The following is an 18,841-nucleotide window of genomic DNA, read 5'->3' as shown; positions in this document are numbered from 1 at the left end:
CGACGCGCAAACCGTTTATCATAGGTTCAATCTCATAGCTTCGGAGGCCGCACATGCAAACAGAATTGCTTTCGCCCGACATCGAAACCCTCGTCAAAGAAGAACGGTATGCCGATGTCGCACGCTTTTTGAGCACCCTTCACCCGACGGAAGTCGCCGAACTCATCGAAGGATTGGAAGCGGAAGAAGTATATCATCTGTTCAAACATCTCGATCCGCGTACGGCGATCGATATTTTCCGCGAACTTCCCGATACGCTCCAATCCGAAACCGCCGAGCTTTTAAGCGACGGAGAACTCACGCGGCTGCTCAAAATATTGCCGCCGGATGAACGCGCAGACCTTGCAAAATCGATTTCGGAAGACCGGCTCGACGAAGTGCTTCCGCTCCTCGCGCAAAAAGAGCGCGACGAAATCAAACAGCTTTCGTCTTACCCCGAAGGAACGGCCGGCTCGGTTATGACGACCGATTACGTCGCGTTCCCCGAATCGTTTACGGTACAGGAAGCGATCAACCGCATACGGCTCGAAGGCGCACAAAAAGAAGCGGTATCGGTCATATTCGTCCTCACCGAAGAAAGAAAACTCTGCGGCTACGTAACGCTCACCGATTTGATCCTCGCAAAACCTACAGCGACCCTCGCTTCCATAAAAAAAGAGCCGGCTGCGGAAATCACTGCGGACGCCGATCAGGAAGAAGCGTCGTTTACGATAACGAAATACGGTCTCCTCGTCCTCCCCGTCGTCGACAGCTCAGGGCTCCTCATCGGCATCATCACGCACGACGATGCGATGGACGTCGTCGAAGAAGAGCGTACGGAAGATATGGAACGCTTTATGGCGATCACCGGAAAACATCAGGAAACGTCGTACTTGAACACGTCCGCGTGGACGCATTTTTCACGGCGCGTCATCTGGCTCGTCGTACTCGCGATATTCGATTTTTTTTCGGGCGCCGTACTGCAGACCTATCAGGATACGATCGCGCATCTCATGCTGCTCACGTTTTACATGCCTATGCTCACCGATATGGGAGGCAATACCGGAAGCCAAGCCGCGACGGTTATTGTTCGGGCGCTCGCGCTGAAAGAAATCGACAAGCACGATATACTGCGCGTCGTATGGAAAGAGCTGCGCATTTCGCTCATGCTCGGTTTCGTACTCGGTTTGATCGCATTTTTGCGCGTCAATCTTATGAGCGGAGGGACGACCATCCCCGCCACTCTCACCCTCGTACAGATAGGGATCGCCATCGCGCTCGCGCTTGCGGCACAGGTTATCTCCGCGACCATTATCGGTGCGGCCCTTCCGCTTATTTCCGCCGCGTTCAAAGTCGACCCCGCGCTCATCGCAAGTCCCGCACTCACGACGATAGTCGATATCACGGGGCTTTTGATTTACTTCGGCATTACCAAAGCGATGCTCGGCATATAGCGGATATATGTTGCGCGCGCAAAGTGCATGCGTGTAGCGTAACAAAACAAGAGGCATATTTATGGAAAACGGAATACATACGATAACTGTCTGGGGCGATTCGATATTAAAAGGAGCGGTCACCGGTTACAGTGACAGCCGTTTTGACGTACTCGAAGATGAAAACAGTCTCGCCCTCGCTCAAAAAAAACTTAGGTTTACGCTTATCAATAAAAGCGTATTCGGTAACGTCATCAATAAAGCGCTTCGTACGCTCAAGCGCGATATGGAAAAAGGTTTAAGCTGTGACCTCGGCATCGTCGAAAGCGGCGGCAACGACTGCGATTACGATTGGACGCCGATAAGCGAAAACCCGGATGCTCCGCACAAGATGCGGAACCCGCTCCCGGACTTTTTGCGCATGCTCGACGAAGCGGTGGAAACGCTCCGCGCACATAAGATCACCCCGCTTTTGATGACGATGCCGCCTCTCGTTATCGACAACTGGTATAAGACGATCACATCGGGTCAAAACAAACAAAATATCGACAGATTTCTCGACGGCGATATATTCAGATTGTACAGAACGCACGAACTCTATTCGCTTTCGATCGAAAAATACGCCCTCAGTCACGGCGTCCAGTATATCGATATGCGCATGGCGCTCCTCGAAGCGGAAGATTATCGTTCACTTATGTGCGAAGACGGTATTCATCCGAACGTTTCGGGTTACGCATACATGGCGGATGTGTGGATCCGGGAACTGCCGCGTCTGCACAAAGAATTTTAAGAGCCCGTTTCGATAATCGCCGCGACGGAAATACGAACGGAAAATATATTGCGCATCCGCTTTCATTTGAGTATAATTTACGATCATGGAGATCAGCAATTTTATTAAAAAATGCCTTTACGGCGTTTTGGTCCTGTGCTTTTCAGTCACAGCAGTTTTTGCGGCACCGCTTCGGAATTATGTCTGCGTCGTTCGCAGCAATTTACCGAAAGATACGGTCACCTTTTTAAAAGATTACCGCGACAGACTTGAAAACCGCGGATACGCTTCGTATGCAAAAAATATCGACGCGTATTTAAAAGGCTCGTTCGGTTCAGGCTTCGTATTTTACGCATCGAACGGCAAACCTTATGTCATCACGAATCGGCACGTAGTCAAAGAAGCGGAAACGGTCAACGTGGAATTTGAAAACGAAGACGGTTCCAATTCGAGTTACAAAGAACTTAAAATCATCGCGGTGGATGAAGACATCGATATCGCGCTCGTCGCCCTGCCCGATTCGTATACGCGAAAAGGTTTAACGCTGAGCAATATCTCCGTCCGTGACGGAGATGAAGTGTGGTCGGCGGGTTTCCCCGGATTGGGAAGCGATCCGATGTGGCAGCTCGGCAAGGGTACGGTAACGAATGCGCGGGCGAAAATCAAAGAACTCCTTTCCCCCGACATTTCGACGCTCATCCAGCATTCGGCGCAAGTCGATGCGGGAAACTCGGGCGGTCCGCTTTTGACGGCCGATTCAAAATCCGAAGCGGGATATTCGGTTATCGGAATCAATACGTGGAAAGCCACTTACCGTGAATCGACGAACTTTTCAATTCCCGCGTCGATCATCAAATCTTTCGTACAACGGAATATCGCCGGAGAGAAAAAACAAAATATCGACGAGCGTGTAAAACAGTTCGTAAAATCGACCGCAGATAAAAACGAACTTTTCTTTTCGCTCGGAAAATACATTTCAAACGAAATGGTTTCAAAAGCCGGCGGCGACGATTTTCTCGATGTACTTGCAACAGCTCCTTCGAGCGTCCGTTCCATAATCGTCGAAATATTCGCCTACGATCCGATCGAAGGCTTGCGCTATGCGCTCGCATACAAAGTGTGGAAAGCCTTTCAAGGAGATGACGGCGCGCTTACGACCGAAGCAAGCGCTGCGGAAGAATCGACGAACGGCATGAAAGTTTCCTTTACGCCTCAGGGTAAGGACGCGATCCCGTCTCTGTGGACGGAAGAACAGGGCGTTTGGAGACTTTCCGAATTCGGTGAAGCGAAAGCTCAAAAATCGTCGAAAAAGAAAGCGAAAAAAAGATCCGGCGCAAGCAGCGTAACCGGCCTTGAAATCGATGATCCCTATCTTATCAATGCTACAGTCGGGCCGCTCTTTGCGTTCGAATCGCAGACGCCGGGCTTCAATCTTTCGGTTTTGTTTATGAACACCTATTTCGGAGGCGGTCCCTTTATCCAAACCGAAAAAGTGAACAACGTCAGAATAGGAGGGAGAAGCAGCTATATCATAAGACCCGAAACCATGACGACGGTGGGTGCGGCGCTGCGCTTCCAAGTTCCGCTCGCATTCAACAAATTCATCGTCGCTCCCTTTGCGGAAACGAGGATAGGCCTTACGAATATAGCAACAATCTTAAGCGACGAATCCACATATCGTTTTTACTTCGGTATCGGCGGCGGCGTCTATGCGTCGTACCGCATAACCGATTGGCTCGCTCCTATGGCAGGCATTCAGTATATGCACTCGCTGTACGCGGCCTTTTTAGGAAACGGTACCGAAAACGTAAACAATATGACGGTCTTTATCGGTATAAAATTGGCTGAACGGGAATAGACGCCGCTTCTATATTTCAAAAGCGACGATTAGACATAAGGTTTTTCAGAGGAGGTATTCGATGAAAAAAAAGATCGGAGTTATCGCACTCGCCGCTGCGGTGATGGCGCTGACAGGTTGTTTTTCAATATCCGGCTATAGGATGGGTGAAAGCAAAAGCAAAGTCCAAAAGGCCGTAACCAGCGGTAACTGGGGCAGTCCGAAAGATTCGACTGTCCTGTTCGGAAGCGAATACGTCGATTTCGGCGTCTATCAGCAAAATCCCGCGTTCGGCTACCGATACTACCAGGCGCAGGTAAACGCGACAAAGACGGGAACATCGGCATTTTTCGTCGCCGTTGCAAAAACGAAATCGCTGTTTTTTATACAGCCTTTGCCGCGCGGCAGCGAAATCAAAATATACGGATACAGAAATGCCGGAGCATACAACGACACAATAACATACTGCGGTATACAGGGAGTGGACTTCGTACTGACAAAACCCGGTTTGATGTATTACGAAAAAAACGATCCCGAACATAAAAATGAATATGCGTCGCTCAAAGCGATGCTGCCCTACTTCAAAGGAACCGATTGGGAACCGGTTATCACCAAACGCATGGAGGAACTGTCAAATGAATCAAAGAAAAAATAAATTACTGATTTCCGCGTTATGCGTTTCGCTTGCCGCCGCGGCTATGTTTGCTGCTGACGTAAAAGAAAAATCGGTGAAAATCCCCGGAGGCAATAAAGTTGTTGTCGTCGGAAGGATTTCTTTTAAAACGCCGATCGATATCGAAGGACGTAAAGAGGGACTGTCCATATCGAAAGATCCGAAGCCGAGCACCTATTCGATGGGTGAAAGTTTTTCTCCCAAATGGGAATTCGAAGAACCGTTTTATTATACTGCGAAAATCGGCGCCGACGGAACGGTAACGCTCGACTATGCACGGTGCAGACTCTTCAGCGTCTATCAGGACTTTTTCGATGTGCCGCTTCTTGTAAAAATCGCCATCCCCGAAGGCGCGCAGTTCGTCTATATCGGAAACTTCGAATACGATCTCGACTATGCGCTGCGTATCAAAGGCTTCCGCCACTATGACGAATTCGATAAAGCAAAAAAATGGATCAACCGCGCAGTCGGTAAAGACGTAACGCTCATGCGCGGCGAATTGAATTTTATCAAAGCGGAAGATCTTAAAAAGAAATAAAATCCGTTAATCCGGTAAAATCCTGCCTTCATCGGGCAGGATTTTTTTTGCACGCGCGGGCATATATTGTTAAAAGGGCGGCACGGCGTTATACTTACACTCATGCGCGCATACATATTTCTTTTTCTATCGGTACTACTTCTAGGCTGCACAAAAGCGAAAGTCGATCCTGCGCGTCAGGAGACGAAAATGAGGTCGACGGCCGAAGCGGAAACGGCCGAAGAAATCCTACCGCTCCCCCGCTATAACAATACAAGCGCCGTATCATTCGAACGGCTCAGTGCCGCCGACAGTGCCTTTCATACCGACGCTCACGCAGGGTATGTAAATGACGCTCTTACGTTCGTGCCTTTTCCCGATCAGGGGATGAACTATGCTCGCACGGCTGTAGTCGGAAGCCGCGTATGCATGCTCTACCCCGAATCGGATTTCGATATCAATATATCGAACGGAGAAGCTTCGATCAAAAACGAAAACGATATGCACGGCACTCCTATTCCCTTTGCTTCTATCGTCAGGATATTCGGAGAAAAAATCATCAATGCCGATACGACGCAGCCGGATTACACGCACCGCACATTTCCGTTTCAAGACAATTATAATTGGTTTTATCCCGTAGAATGGCAGGGCAAAACGGGCTATGTATTCGGCGCCGACCTCTTCGGTCTCGACGATCCGCCCGAAAAAAACAGAATTTCCGCAGAGCTTTATCGAACGCATTCAGACTACGATGCGTTTTATCCCGTCGTTGGGTATACACCCCTCGGCGAAGAAGTCGCATCGGTGCTCGAAGCGAACAGAATCGCCTTTCAAAAAACACCGCTTCGGAAATATTACCGCCCGGATGATATGATTTCATTTTACCGCGAAATCGACAGGCAGGATTCGTTTATCCCGCATTTTATATCGACGGATTTGATTGCGCATTCGCAGCATCTCATATTCGACAGAATGCTGCAATACACGGAAGAGTTCTCATTTATGCCGAAGCTGCTTTCGCTCACTCAAAACTGTATCGCTTCTCTTCAAGCGAATACGGACGCCGATACCGAAACGAAAAACAAAGCGATCATGTATTTCCAAGTCGCCGAAGCACTTCTCCGTACGGCGCCCGAAAGAATCGAAAAAAATATACGCTACGAAAAAACCGTAACATACGAAGAGCGCGATGAAAATAAAATTCTTTCCGAGTACCCGAAAGAAGTCGTCGAAGATTACAAGCGCATAAAAAAAGCGCAAACGGAAACGGGCTTCGGTTCGGCACTGCCGCTTTCCGTATTTCCGAGCGTACGGGAAGACTTTTCGCAGTACAAAGCGCGCGGCCACTACACGAAAAACGGAGCGCTCGAAGCGTATTTTCGCGCGCAGATGTGGTACGGGCGCATTCACTTTTTGATCGCCCGTGAAAAGGTCGATTCGGGCGAGACTCTCGAAGCGGAAAAAGCCGCGCTTTTTATAATCGATACGGTACGGAAAAATGCGGCGCTCTATGATCAATGGGCTTCGCTTTTCAATCCGATCACCGATCTCATCGGTCTTTCGGACGATTTGAGTTTTTACGACGTGCTTCCGCTGTGGAAAGAGGCGCGCACATCCGATTTCGCATCGTGGTCGTCCGACAGGAAAAATATTATTAATTTTATGAAGCTGTGCCGGGAAAAACTCCGTCCCCCTGCGATCGCTTCCGAAAGCGCGCTTTACGGCAGATCGAATGATGGGGCAGAGCCGCCTGCGGGTTGGAGACTTTTCGGTCAGCGCTTTACGCTCGACTCGGCAATTCATTACAGAGTTTCTTCTCCCCGTCTTCTGAAAATCGTCGGCGATACGATCTACGGCCGCACTATGGTAAGCGCTCTTGATATCATAAAAGCGTTCGGTTCCCGCTCGGCGGATCTGCTTTTGGAAAACGAATATAAAGCGCATGAAGCGATCGGCTTCCGCGAAACGCTTGATGCGATCGAACGCGAAATCGATTCGTACGGCGACGCCTATTGGAATAAAACCTATTATACGCAAGTGCTGCGTCAAATCAAAACGCTTGCACAATTTGAAAGCGGTGCGGGATTTTATTTTACCGAAACACCGCTGTGGAATTTAAAATCTCTTATAACGGCTCACGGCGCGTGGGCGGAACTTCGGCACGATACGATTTTATATACCAAACAGTCCTATGCGGAAAAAGGCGGCGACGGCGATTTCGAGCCGACGTTCAGAACCGAGCCGATTCCGCGCCCGACGCATTATATCGAACCGAATATTCCGTTTTGGATCGCATCGCTCAATTCGGTACAAAAGCTGCGTTCGGTGTACACGACTTACGATCTGCTCAACCCCGATGCGGAAATCGTGCTCAACGGTCTTTTGAAAATGTATCAAAAGATACTCGCGATATGCAAAAAAGAAGCGGCGGACAAACTGATAAGCGACGAAGAAAATCGATGGATACCCGTAATCGCCGCCGAACTCGAAAAATACGTTTTGGTTCACAACGGTTTCGACGCCGCATACACGAACGACGAAGATGCTTTTAAAATGGCATGCGTCGCCGATGTATTTACGGATGCGGAGTCGGGAACGGTTCTCGAAACGGGTATCGCATCTCCTTTGCGCATCTATGTCGCGCTCAACGACGGACAAGGCGGCAAGCGTATCGCAGTCGGCTATTGTTTCAGCTACGCGGAATTCGTCGTACCGATCAACAAACGTATGACCGATGAAGAGTGGAAAAAAATCGTATATCGAAAAGACGGAAATATCGAAGCGTATTATCCGTTTTGGGAAAGAGGATGGATCATACCCGACGACGGCGTTTTTTCATATTATTAAGCGCACTCTTTGCCGCCTCATTATTAACAGTATGTATGTGCGCTTTCCGCCTGAAGAGGAAACAGGCGGATGCGGTGCATTTCATACCGACGTGGGCCTCAGAGCAGGATAGCGAACCGTATTCGATCGAGCTTCCCTTCGAAGCGCTTCCGCCCTCCGATTCGTTTCCGTGGGCGGCAACCGTAAGCCATCACTTGCTCGCGCACGGGCAAATCGACGCTCTCTTTCGCGAAATCGCCGCAAGGCGGAAGGTGCGGACGTTTTTTATCGTAAGCCCCTCGCATTGGAATCTTTCGACAAAACCGTGGTCGCTTGACGACGTTTCATGGAACGCAGGAAGCGGACGCATAACGATGACCGAACGAAAAAAGGAAGCCGCCCTCGCAAAGGCGCTCGGCGTTTCATACGATGCGCAAGTGTTTCCGCTCGAACACGGCATCACGACGCTCATCCCCTATATCGCACGGTATTTTCCGAACGCCCGCGTCGCAGCCGTCGCCGTTGGCGGAGAACCGCCCGTAAACCAAAGCGATGCCGAAAAATTGACAAGTGCACTCGCGCCTTACTTTACACGCCGAAACAGAAAATACAATTTTTTATTGATCTCGACCGACTTTTCTCATTTAAGCGATATAAAAGAAACCGCTCGCAAGGATGCATCTTCGCGCGTTTTTTTCGATGCGCCGTCGAAGAAGACGTGGATATACGCGGTGTGCGACAATCGCCCCGGCATCTATGCGCTCGCACACCTCATCGACGAAGATACGAAATGCGTCCTTTTGTTTCACACGACATCGTACGAGCTTTCGGGCAAAGGAGAAGACGACATTACAAGTTATTATTTTTCGATGTTTTATTAAAAGGGTAAATGGCGAGCTTGGAAAGTATCGGCTGATAAAGCTGCGCTTACGGCGATACTTCGCCCGCTTATAAGCCTGCAAGCACAGCGAAAACCGCGCCCCTACTCCAGCGCGCGAAGGCGTTCGAGCAGCGTCGGGTGCGAATACGTAAACGCGCTGTAGATTTTCGCCGTCCGCACTTCGCCGTTGTTTTCCCGATTCAATGCAATGAGCGCGGACGAAAGCGGCTTTCCGGAGCCGCACAATTCCTTTGCGTATGCGTCGGCTTCGTATTCGTCTTTTCGCGAAAAGAAATTGGAAACAAGCCGAACGAAGATGCCGTAGCCGCCGAAAACTTCCGACAACAAAAAGAGCGCGATGAATTTCATGTACGGAAGCGCCGCATCATAGGAAAAACCGAATCCGCTGTAAAGCGCTTCGCATGAAGTAAGGCGGGCGGCGGCAAAGAGGACGATGTATACGAGAGGGATCGTCACGGCAAAACGCTTTACGATGTGATGTTTTTTATAGTGGCCGAGTTCGTGCGCGAGGACGGCGCCGACTTCATCGACCGAAAGCTGTTCGACGAGCGTATCGTAAAGTACGACGCGCTTGGTTTTTCCGAAGCCCGTAAAATACGCGTTCGAGTGTTTGCTGCGCTTCGACGCATCCATGATAAAAACTCCGCTCGATTTGAATCCCGTACGCTCCATAAAATCGGAGATACGCGACTTGAGCGCACCCTCTCCGAGCGGCGTAAATTTATTGAAAAGAGGGGCTATGAGGCGCGGATAGATAAACGACATGAGAAGCGAAAACGCAACGTAAACGCTTGCGAGCACGAATGGCCATGCACTCACGTGTTCGAAGATCGCCGTCATCGCAGAAAGTAAAAGCACCGACACGACGAGAGCGACGGCAAACGATTTGAACTTATCTGCGATCCAAAGCCGCAGCGTCATCGAAGAAAAACCGAATCTCTTTTCGATGACGAACTCTTCATACCATTCGAACGGGAGCGATAAGACGGCGGACGGAATCGATACCGTAAGCGCGAAGATGAATGTCAGCGCATACGGATTGTCGGATACGGACTTAAGCGCACGGAAGACGTGCGGATAAAAGCCCGAAAGCAGCAAAGCCGCACCGAGCGCCGTCGATGCGCCGTATTCGAAAACCCAAAGGCGATAGCGCGCATCTTTATACGCACAGGTTTTTTCCGCATCACGCGATGTGATATACGGCGTGAGTTCCGGAGGTATATCGCGTCCGTATTTTTTCCGAAACAGGTATTGGACTCTCTCAATAAAATTATGTAATAAAAACGAAAGAAAAGTTCCGACACAATAGAGGATGACAAAAAGATTTGAAAATTGCATGGCACGAGTATAACGTTTTTTCCGTCCATACGCAAAGGGCGATTTTTTCCGTCGGCAAACGCGCAGCATATAAAATCGAAACGGTATTGCAATTATTATTTCCCCGTTTACCGTCTTTCAAGCGATGTATTTTTTCCCGTTATTTTATTATACTGAATGTGCTGTTGCAGTTTTTAATAACGGAGGTTTCGTATGGGACTTGACGAAAGAATTACGCTCAATAACGGCATCCTCATGTCGAAGTTCGGACTCGGCGTTTACAAAGCGGGAGACGCGACGATTCGAGCGGTAAAGACGGCTCTCGAATGCGGTTATCGTCTCATCGACACGGCGGCCTTTTACAATAACGAAACGCAAGTCGGCAAAGCGATCCGCGAAAGCGGCGTGCCGCGCGAAGAAGTTTTTGTGACGACAAAGATGTGGAATCAGGATCAGAGAGACAATCGCCAGGAAGATGCGTTTCACGAAAGTCTCAACAAGCTCAAACTCGATTATATCGATCTGTATTTGATTCACTGGCCGGTGCCGGGTAAATTCATCGACACGTGGAAATACATGGAAGACTTCCTTGCGTCGGGAAAAGTGCGGGCAATCGGCGTAAGCAATTTTTTGGAGCACCACCTCGAAGAACTCGCCGCCGTTTCCAAGGTCGTTCCGGCAGTCGATCAATTCGAATGCCATCCGTTTTTGACTCGAGAAAGTCTCCGTGAATACTGCGCCCTTCATTCGATTGTACCCGAAGCGTGGAGTCCGCTCGGCCGCGGCATCGTGCTTGAAAGCAGAACGATCGCCGAAATTGCCAAAGCGCACAAAAAAAGCGCGGCGCAGGTGACGCTCCGCTGGGATTATCAAAACGGCATCATTACGATCCCGAAATCCGTCGATCCGAAACGCATCAAAGAAAACGCGGACATCTTCGATTTCAGTCTCACCGAAGATGAAATGGAAAAGATAAGCGATTTGGATACGGGCATCGCAAAACAGGATCCCGATAATTTCGACTTTTAACGGCACGAATGTCGAGGCGCCCGCTTTTACAAGAGGCGCCAAAGTTCCCACAATGCCTGCATGATCCCTCGCGGTATAATCTTTGCAATAAGGCGGTGCAGCGTACTTACAACGCCGGTCGTTACGACAGGCAAGTTTAAAGCGCTTGCCCAAAGAGAAAGGCGCGCGGCAAATACGGGATCGTCGCCGAAACGAAAATTACGAATCGAATGAGAAGAAGGAATACCGCTCGACTCCGCGTTTTTAATAAATTCCGTTTTTTTCATCCAATAAGGACACACCGCCGTGACTCGGATGCCGCGCGTAAAGAGCTCCCAGTGAAGCGCGCGCGACCAGCTCAACACGAACGCTTTCGTCGCCGCATATACGGCGAGGTGCTGAAACGGCTGAAACGCGGACGTACTCGAAATATTGATAATTCTTGCGCCCCTCTTCATATACGGTAAAACGGTATTCGCCGCATTGACGAATGCCGTGCAGTTGAGCGCAATCATGCGCTCGTTATCTTCGCGTTCTATATCGCAGTAATTGCCGATTTTGCCTACACCCGCGCAGTTTACGAGAAAAGCGATCGTCATGCCGTCCCCGCCTTTTTTTTCATCTGCGGATGAGAGATCGTACGAGGGCACTCGCTCCGCTTTCGCTTTGAGAGCGTTTTCCAGTCTGTCGATACTCGCAGGCTTTGTCAAATCGAGCGGAAGAATATTCGTCCGATGTTCGAGGGACGAAGAGAGCTCAAGCAATTTGTCTTCGCGCCGTGCGATGAGCCAAATCTCATCGATATCTTTCCGTCCGTCTATGAGTTTCGCATAGATGCTTCCGAGACCGCTCGAAGCGCCCGTTATCACTGCAATCTTTATCATTATAGGGGAATAATAAGACGCTTCCCCTTTTCCGTCAATACGGTACGGTTACGTTTTCATGACGATACCGCTCGCCGCGCCCCTCACTTTCGTTCATCGATTTCATTCCGCACACGGTCGACGCACGTTGTCGTCGCGCTTGTAGAGCCGCATACAATTTGTTAAAATTACCCGCTATGGAATTAAACACGGCGGACAGAAATGAAAGACATATCGTTCTCATGCGGCGGGCGGGATATATCGCGCTTTTCGGAAATCTTGCGCTCGCATGCGTAAAGATTTTTCTTTCGAAAGTTTCGGGAAGCCTTGCCGTTATGGGCGACGGCATCGATTCGCTCACCGACGTCGCGATCGCGCTTATGACGCTCATCGTAAGCACTGTCGTTTCGCGGCCGGGTGACAAAGAGCATCCGTGGGGACACGGCAGGGCGGAAACTACGGCGACGATGGCGCTGTCCTTCGTCATCTTTTTTGCCGGCGCTCAGCTCGCCCTTTCGTCCATAGGCTCTCTTATCAGACACTCGTACAAAAGCGAAGTGAGTCCTGCAGCACTCGCTGCAGCCGCAATATCGATTACGGGAAAAGCGATACTCGCCGTAACACAGTATACGCTCGGAAAAAAAAGCGGCAGCGCCATAATCAAAGCGAACGCACAGAATATGAAAAGCGATATCGTCATGTCTTCGGGTGTGCTTTTAGGTATAGGCGCGGCACGTCTTTTCCGCTGCCCTTCACTCGATCCCGTTACCGCTCTCCTCGTAAGCGCATGGGTTATTAAAAATGCGATAGCGATCTTTTCGGATATGAATACCGAACTCATGGACGGAAACACCGACCGCGAAATATACAAGCGCCTTTTCGACGCCGCATCTTCCGTAAAAGGAGTGTCGCATCCGCACCGAGCACGGATCAGAAAAATCGCTTCGCGCTGGGATATCGATTTGGATATCGAAGTGGACGGAAAGATGAGCGTGTCGGCAGCTCACGAAATCGCCTGTCAAGTGGAAAGCGCCGTCCGATGCGCCATCCCCGACGTGTACGACATCATGGTACACGTGGAACCCGCAGGACTGAACGATGAAAACGAACAGTACGGGCTTGACGAAAGCGACGTGAGGTAGCGGACACGCGCAGGCGGAATTATGCGGGAGTGCGGAGAGGGAGCAAGGCTACAGCTTTTCGATTTCCGCTTGGGTGAGGCCGGTTGCTTGGGCTATCCTATGTTTTTTATTTTTCTATTTTAGAAATTTTCCTTTCTAAAAGATGTATCGGATAAGTTAATAAAAAATTTTCAAGATAAAGCCGATGCTTTAATTTTGTTTATTTTTTTATTTATATTTATTCCTGAAATTGTAATATTATTGAGTACAAATTACTTCCTTCGGGATTAGTAAATAGTTCTGCATATTAATTTAAAATGCCCATAACATTCCTGAAAAGAAGTACAGGCATTTCGATGTTAGTCCTACAAATAGGAATATATGTGAGTACTTCAGGAAATGAGCAAATTTCACTCATTTCCTGAAGTAAAAACCGTATTTCAGAGTTTTTACAAGGCGATTTCAAAAGAAGTGCTGCGCGGGAGCGTTTTGACTGACGCACGCTTTGAGTCGGGGGTCAGCCTTATGTGCGAAGATAAAAAAACCGGACGCGCTTTGCATCCGGTTCGACAGCAGGGGAACACTTCTGTCTGCTTCTGAAAATTACAGTTTTTCGTCGGCGGTTTTCAATCCGTCGCTGAAGAAGTTTGCGTGATATAGCTTTCTCCCGATTTGAAATCGTTTATCTGCGCAACCCGCGTCCGCCAGTATTCGGCTTCGCTTTTTGTCACGTAGGGACCTATCCTCACGCGGTAAAACACTTTTCCTTTACTGTCTTTGTACGTAAACACATCGGCGGGAATTTTGTTTTCGTCGAGAACGCTCCGTGCCGCATCGGCGCCGTTTTTATTTGCAAAAGAAGCGGCCTGTACCCAATATTGCGTTTTTCCCGTACTCGTTTTCGCTTTGGGTTTTGTCGCGGTATTTTTCTGTGCCGTTTTCGGCGAAACGGTATTTTTAGATGCGGGAGTTTTTGCCGCGGTATTTTTTTGCGCCGTTTTCGCTTGTTCGGATGACGGTTTTTTCGCAGGATTTTTTACCGCCGTGCTTCGGGATTCCGCTGCGGAATATTGCGCTTGTTCGGTCTGCGGGGCGCGGGCCGTTTGTCGCGCCGTCTCCATCGATTTGGCGCTCGTTTCGTTTTTCGCCGTAACGGTATCGCTCGGAGAAGTGCCGTCCGATCGGAGCGTATTCAAATCGATCAGCGTGGAACCGTCGGGGGCGTTCTGCGTATTTCTCTGTGTTTCAAAACCGTACACGGTCGCATTTTGCGCAAATACGGTCATATCTCCCACTTGCGTCGTGCTCCGTTCCGTACTTTGCGTTCCGCCGATTTCCGGCTTTACCGGATTTTCGGAATCGATTTTATCTGCAGGTACATCGCCTTTAGCCGTTTCATTTTCGGAAACGCTGCCGGAAGGAGAAGATGTCCCTGTCGCTATCCAGCCGCCCGATGAGGGTTTTGCGATCGGTGCCGTTGTCTGTACTTTGTGCGTATCGGGTTTAAAAAGGATGATCGCCGGTAAAAGGACGGCAAGCAAAAATATGCCGACTGCTGCGATGATCCATAAAGTACCTTTTTGTTCCATGATTTTCCCCTGTGAGTATCGGGAACCTCTAAAAACAGCAATTTTTAGAGGTAACTTTGAAAATGCGATGTTGTAACTCGCGATACCGCAGCGATTTACAACTCGTCAAAATCTCGAAAAAATCGTTCAAGGCGAATTTTTCGAGATGCCGTATACTGCTCTACTGTAAATATCGGCACGCGGAAAATATAATTAAGTGATTTGTTTATAGGTCGAAAACGAGGATCGATTGAGCATTAAAAAAATCTTATACCGAAAGCCGTTCCTTAAAATGCGGCATTGCGGAAAATGTCGATTTTCGAAAATGCCACAGCCGTGCGCGCGCCCCGCAACGAGCGTGTAAGCGCGAAGTTTCGAGCGGCGCACAGTACATCCGCGAGTTTTCTGCAAGAAAACTCGAAGTTAAATTGAACGGTGCTATTTCAGACGTTCAATTTAAACCTTCGATACGCCGAAGCGCTTTTTCCGTATTCCATTCGAGAGCGGAAAGCGATGAAACATTGCGCACTTTGACGATCGGTATGCCGGTTTGTTTATAATTTCGATATAAGCCGCGCTGTGCGCGAAAGCGTTTACAGATAGCGCGTATCGTTTCTCCGTCGCGTTTTTTTGCACGTAAAAGACGCATCCAAAAAGGCGCTTCGACGTAGAGTATCGCGCGGCACAAGCGCATGAGCGTCGGCGTTTTGTAGAGTACGGCCGCATTGAGCGCGATGTTTTTCGCCTCATGCGAATCGATTTTTTGCATCGCGCATTTTTCGATTGCGGGATAGACGATAGCTTCCTGTTTTGCAAGCAGCGATGCATCGGAAAAAACGATTTTTCCGAGCGAGCGCCTGTCGATGCTTCCATCCTGCCTCACGATATCGATACCGCATTTTTTCGCATCCTGCGAAAAGGTTCGGATGATTTTATCGGCTTCGCTCTCTATCGCCTCGTGGACGAGAGTGTCCGCGTCGATGCAGAACCAGCCGCGCTTTTCAAGCAGCTTCGCCGCCGCATTTTTTCCCGCCGCCATGGGACCCGTAACACAGATGATCAATGAAAGGCTCCCCAGTTTTTACCCGCTTCGATCGAAACGCGGAGCGGAACCGAAAGCTTTACCGCGCCTTCCATTTTTTCGCGTATGAGAGCGATCGTCGCATCGAGGACGGATTTTTCCGAAGGGCATTCGAAAATGAGTTCGTCGTGCACTTGGAGTAAAAGGCGTGCGCCGTTTTTTTCTTTTCGAAGAGATGAGTCCACGTCGAGCATAGCCTGTTTTACGATGTCCGCCGCGCTTCCCTGTACCGGCGTATTTACCGCGACGCGCTCGGCAGCCGCTTTTTCCACGCGGTTTCGGGAATTAATATTAATAATTTTTCTGCGGCGTCCGAAAATCGTTTCGACGTATCCGTGCGTTTCGGCAAACGAAATCGTCGAATCGATAAAACGTCTGATCGACGAATACTGCGTAAAATAATTTTCGATAAACGAAGCCGCCTGCGTTCGTGAAATGCCCAAATCGCGCGCGAGGCGGAATGCGCTCATACCGTAGATGATGCCGAAATTGATCGTCTTTGCGATGCGTCTTTCATCCGCCGTAACTTTTTCCTGAGGTGTCGAAAATAAAAGGGAGGCTGTTGCGCGGTGGATGTCGACGCCCTCGCTGAACGCTTTGCACATGTTTTTGTCACCAGAGAGGTGAGCGAGGACGACAAGTTCGATCTGCGAATAGTCTGCCGAAATGAGATGCGTATTCGGCAAAGCGGTAAAGGCTGAGCGGATCCTCCTGCCGTCTTCGTTCCGCACCGGAATGTTTTGCAAGTTCGGATCGCGCGATGAAAGCCGTCCGGTGGCCGTTCCCGTCTGCATATAGTTCGTGTGCAAGCGTTTGTTTTTATCGCAGAGTTTCGGCAGCGCTTCGACGTAGGTCGACTGCAGCTTTGTCTTTTCGCGATATATGAGAATTTTTTGCGGTACCGGATGATAAGCCGACAGCTCTTCGAGTACCGTCGTGTCCGTCGAATACCCCGTTTTCGTCTTTTTACCGTGCGGCAATTTCAATTCTTCGAATAGAATTTCCTGCAGTTGTTTCGGAGAAGCGATATTGAATTCGTGTCCGACAATTTCATATATTTCTTTTTGCACCGTTTCGATTTCACCGGTGAGTTCGGCGTCGTATTTGTCGAGCGCTTTTGTATTTACGTGGATGCCGCGCAGTTCCATTTCCGCAAGGATCGGAAGCAGCTTCATTTCGACATCGGTAAATAAATTTAATAATTTATTTTTTTCAAGCCGTTCACGGAAAAGATGCCAAAGCTGCAGTGTAAAATCGGCGTCTTCGGCACCGTAGTCGGCGGCTTTATCGAGCGGCACATCGGCAAAGCTTCCTCCCTTGGGTACGATATCGTCGTATTCGATCCCCGAAAGCGAGAGATTTTTTTCCGCAAGATATTCGAGTGCGTACGAAGCACCTCCCGTTTTATCCGGATCGAGCAGCCATGCGGCGACCATCGTGTCGGCGATTTTGCACGAAGGGACGGGGTAGTCTCCGCCTTTAAGCGCGATGCCGTTCGTGCGAAGCACTTCGTAATCGAATTTGCCGTTGTGCATGACGACGGTGATGTCTTTGTCGGTAAAGAGCCGTGCGATCTGCGCGAGCGCATCCTGCTTTGAAATGAGCGGACCTGAAAAAAGCGCATCGGTGAGTACAAGCGGAACGTAGACTGCTTTGCCGGGTTCCGTACACAGCGAAAAGCCGACGAGAGAAGCGCTCATCGTGTCGAGACTGTCGGTTTCGCAGTCGAAGGCGACACATTTTTCTTTCGATGAGATAATGCCGTCGACGATTTTTTTGAGTTCTTCGATATCGGTTACGGCGCGGTATTCGCCTTTGTTTTTCGTAAGCGGCTTGAGAATCGGAAGGTCTTCCGTATCGGGTCCCTGTTCGGAAGATTCGTATTTTGCCTTTCCGTTTTCTTCAGCGTTTACGACATTTTTTCGCGCCGGATGAGCGCCTTTTTCCGCCGCAGAGGCTTTCCGCACTTCGTCCGTTTCGGCGCCTGTGCTTTCGTTTTCCGCAGAGAGAGCGGCATAGGTTTTTGCGACGGTAGGCGCTTCGTAAAATGAAAGCTTTTCGGCTGCGGCATTGAAGTCGAACGAAACGGGAGGAAGTGCATCTTCGAGGTTTTTTACGCACGGCACGTCGTAACACAATTTTATTAATTTTTGTGAAAAATACGCGTCGTCTTTTCCCGCCCTCAGCTTTTCACCCGCGGCTCCCTTTATTTCATCGGCATGTGCGAAAATGTTGTCGAGGTTTCCGTACGCGTCGATGTATTTGCACGCTGTTTTCGGCCCGACTCCTTTTATGCCCGGCACGTTGTCCGATGCGTCTCCGATGAGCGAAAGCAGATCGAGCATTTGTTCGGGAAGGACGCCCCATTCGGCTTTAACGCCGTTCGAATCGATCGCTTTCCAAACGAGGGCGGTGTCGGGTTTTAAAATCTGCGTCGTGCCGTTTACGAGCTGCATCAAATCTTTGTCGCCCGAAAGGATGCGGCATGTACGCCCGCTTGCCGCCGCCTTTGCCGCAACCGTCGCGATGATATCGTCGGCTTCGTAGCCGTCGCACTGCAGGATCGGAACGCCGAGAGATGCGAGGATGTCTTCGATCCACGGAATCTGCGCGTGCAGATCGTCGGGCGTTTTTGCGCGGTTGGCTTTGTATTCGCCGTACATTTCGTGGCGGAACGTCGGCGTGCGCGAATCGAAAGCCGCGGCGATGTAACGCGGTTTATAGTGCGTAAACACCGCGTGCAGATTTCTGAAAAAACCGAAAAGTGCGGAAATGTTTTCCCCGCGGCTGTTTGTCAGCGGCCGCGAAATAAACGCAAAATAACAGCGGTAGATGAGCCCGTACGAATCGAGGATATAGATGGTGTCGTCGTTGAATTCCTGCATAGCCCCATTTTAGCACGGCGGAAAACGGTTTTCAACTCGCTTGCTTCGGTAAGATTTGTGCAG

General features: G+C 49.8%; 14 protein-coding genes. 9 read left to right on the top strand and 5 right to left on the bottom strand.

What is annotated here, in order from left to right:
- The first annotated feature begins 53 nt into the window (after positions 1–53).
- The 7 genes from mgtE to amrB all read left to right on the top strand — a co-directional run bounded on the left by mgtE (position 54) and on the right by amrB (position 8,915).
- On the top strand, positions 54–1,433 hold the full coding sequence (mgtE, locus tag H9I35_RS03900) for a magnesium transporter (RefSeq protein ID WP_187420303.1): 1,380 nt from the start codon (positions 54–56) through the stop codon (positions 1,431–1,433).
- A 61-nt stretch (positions 1,434–1,494) separates the two neighbouring features.
- A complete protein-coding gene (locus H9I35_RS03895; protein WP_187420302.1) occupies positions 1,495–2,202 on the top strand; it encodes an SGNH/GDSL hydrolase family protein in 708 nt (235 codons plus the stop codon).
- Between the two features lie 85 nt (positions 2,203–2,287).
- Positions 2,288–4,039, top strand: coding sequence for a S1 family peptidase (locus H9I35_RS03890; RefSeq protein WP_187420301.1), 1,752 nt, complete (start codon positions 2,288–2,290; stop codon positions 4,037–4,039).
- Positions 4,040–4,100: 61 nt separating this feature from the next.
- A complete protein-coding gene (locus tag H9I35_RS03885) occupies positions 4,101–4,673 on the top strand; it encodes a hypothetical protein (protein ID WP_187420300.1) in 573 nt (190 codons plus the stop codon).
- Positions 4,654–5,229 (top strand): hypothetical protein, encoded by a 576-nt coding sequence (locus H9I35_RS03880; RefSeq protein ID WP_187420299.1) that lies wholly within the window; start codon positions 4,654–4,656, stop codon positions 5,227–5,229. Before H9I35_RS03885 ends, H9I35_RS03880 begins: the two co-directional genes overlap by 20 nt.
- Before the next feature lie 189 nt (positions 5,230–5,418).
- Entirely contained in the window at positions 5,419–8,055 is a 2,637-nt protein-coding gene (locus H9I35_RS03875; RefSeq protein WP_187420298.1) for a DUF3160 domain-containing protein, read from the top strand.
- A 74-nt stretch (positions 8,056–8,129) separates the two neighbouring features.
- A complete protein-coding gene (amrB, locus tag H9I35_RS03870; RefSeq protein WP_187420297.1) occupies positions 8,130–8,915 on the top strand; it encodes an AmmeMemoRadiSam system protein B in 786 nt (261 codons plus the stop codon).
- 101 nt (positions 8,916–9,016) lie between these two features.
- Here the strand turns inward: amrB and H9I35_RS03865 are convergent, their stop codons facing one another.
- Positions 9,017–10,273 (bottom strand): M48 family metallopeptidase, encoded by a 1,257-nt coding sequence (locus H9I35_RS03865; RefSeq protein WP_252722714.1) that lies wholly within the window; start codon positions 10,271–10,273, stop codon positions 9,017–9,019.
- A gap of 192 nt (positions 10,274–10,465) precedes the next feature.
- On the opposite strand from H9I35_RS03865, the gene H9I35_RS03860 reads away from it, so the two are divergent.
- Positions 10,466–11,281, top strand: coding sequence for an aldo/keto reductase (locus H9I35_RS03860; RefSeq protein WP_187420295.1), 816 nt, complete (start codon positions 10,466–10,468; stop codon positions 11,279–11,281).
- 26 nt (positions 11,282–11,307) lie between these two features.
- On the opposite strand, the gene H9I35_RS03855 is transcribed toward H9I35_RS03860, so the two are convergent.
- Positions 11,308–12,144 (bottom strand): SDR family NAD(P)-dependent oxidoreductase, encoded by an 837-nt coding sequence (locus H9I35_RS03855; RefSeq protein ID WP_215905297.1) that lies wholly within the window; start codon positions 12,142–12,144, stop codon positions 11,308–11,310.
- 176 nt (positions 12,145–12,320) lie between these two features.
- Here H9I35_RS03855 and H9I35_RS03850 point away from each other — a divergent pair, with 176 nt between their 5' ends.
- Positions 12,321–13,265 carry a cation diffusion facilitator family transporter gene (locus H9I35_RS03850; protein ID WP_187420294.1) on the top strand — a complete coding sequence of 315 codons (945 nt, stop codon included), beginning with the start codon at positions 12,321–12,323 and terminating at the stop codon, positions 13,263–13,265.
- A 605-nt stretch (positions 13,266–13,870) separates the two neighbouring features.
- Here H9I35_RS03850 and H9I35_RS03845 read toward each other — a convergent pair.
- The 3 genes from H9I35_RS03845 to polA form a co-directional block, all read right to left on the bottom strand.
- Positions 13,871–14,833: an SPOR domain-containing protein gene (locus tag H9I35_RS03845; RefSeq protein WP_187420293.1), complete on the bottom strand. Its 963-nt coding sequence runs from the start codon at positions 14,831–14,833 to the stop codon at positions 13,871–13,873.
- 430 nt (positions 14,834–15,263) lie between these two features.
- Positions 15,264–15,875 (bottom strand): dephospho-CoA kinase, encoded by a 612-nt coding sequence (coaE, locus tag H9I35_RS03840; protein WP_187420292.1) that lies wholly within the window; start codon positions 15,873–15,875, stop codon positions 15,264–15,266.
- Positions 15,872–18,778, bottom strand: a complete 2,907-nt coding sequence (gene polA, locus H9I35_RS03835) for a DNA polymerase I (RefSeq protein ID WP_187420291.1) — start codon at positions 18,776–18,778, stop codon at positions 15,872–15,874. Before polA ends, coaE begins: the two co-directional genes overlap by 4 nt.
- Positions 18,779–18,841: the final 63 nt, after the last annotated feature.

It is taken from the genome of Treponema sp. Marseille-Q4132 (assembly GCF_014334835.1).
Taxonomy (GTDB): Bacteria; Spirochaetota; Spirochaetia; order Treponematales; family Treponemataceae; genus Treponema_D; species Treponema_D paredis.
Note: the sequence above shows the minus strand (reverse complement) of the source record. Positions and strands in the feature narration are given on the sequence as shown.

Coding starts and splice junctions, on each gene's coding strand:
- mgtE (WP_187420303.1), top strand. CDS start 54: ATGCAAACAGAATTGCTTTCGCCCGACATCGAAACCCTCGTCAAAGAA.
- H9I35_RS03895 (WP_187420302.1), top strand. CDS start 1,495: ATGGAAAACGGAATACATACGATAACTGTCTGGGGCGATTCGATATTA.
- H9I35_RS03890 (WP_187420301.1), top strand. CDS start 2,288: ATGGAGATCAGCAATTTTATTAAAAAATGCCTTTACGGCGTTTTGGTC.
- H9I35_RS03885 (WP_187420300.1), top strand. CDS start 4,101: ATGAAAAAAAAGATCGGAGTTATCGCACTCGCCGCTGCGGTGATGGCG.
- H9I35_RS03880 (WP_187420299.1), top strand. CDS start 4,654: ATGAATCAAAGAAAAAATAAATTACTGATTTCCGCGTTATGCGTTTCG.
- H9I35_RS03875 (WP_187420298.1), top strand. CDS start 5,419: ATGAGGTCGACGGCCGAAGCGGAAACGGCCGAAGAAATCCTACCGCTC.
- H9I35_RS03865 (WP_252722714.1), bottom strand. CDS start 10,273: ATGCAATTTTCAAATCTTTTTGTCATCCTCTATTGTGTCGGAACTTTT.
- H9I35_RS03860 (WP_187420295.1), top strand. CDS start 10,466: ATGGGACTTGACGAAAGAATTACGCTCAATAACGGCATCCTCATGTCG.
- H9I35_RS03855 (WP_215905297.1), bottom strand. CDS start 12,144: ATGATAAAGATTGCAGTGATAACGGGCGCTTCGAGCGGTCTCGGAAGC.
- H9I35_RS03850 (WP_187420294.1), top strand. CDS start 12,321: ATGGAATTAAACACGGCGGACAGAAATGAAAGACATATCGTTCTCATG.
- H9I35_RS03845 (WP_187420293.1), bottom strand. CDS start 14,833: ATGGAACAAAAAGGTACTTTATGGATCATCGCAGCAGTCGGCATATTT.
- polA (WP_187420291.1), bottom strand. CDS start 18,778: ATGCAGGAATTCAACGACGACACCATCTATATCCTCGATTCGTACGGG.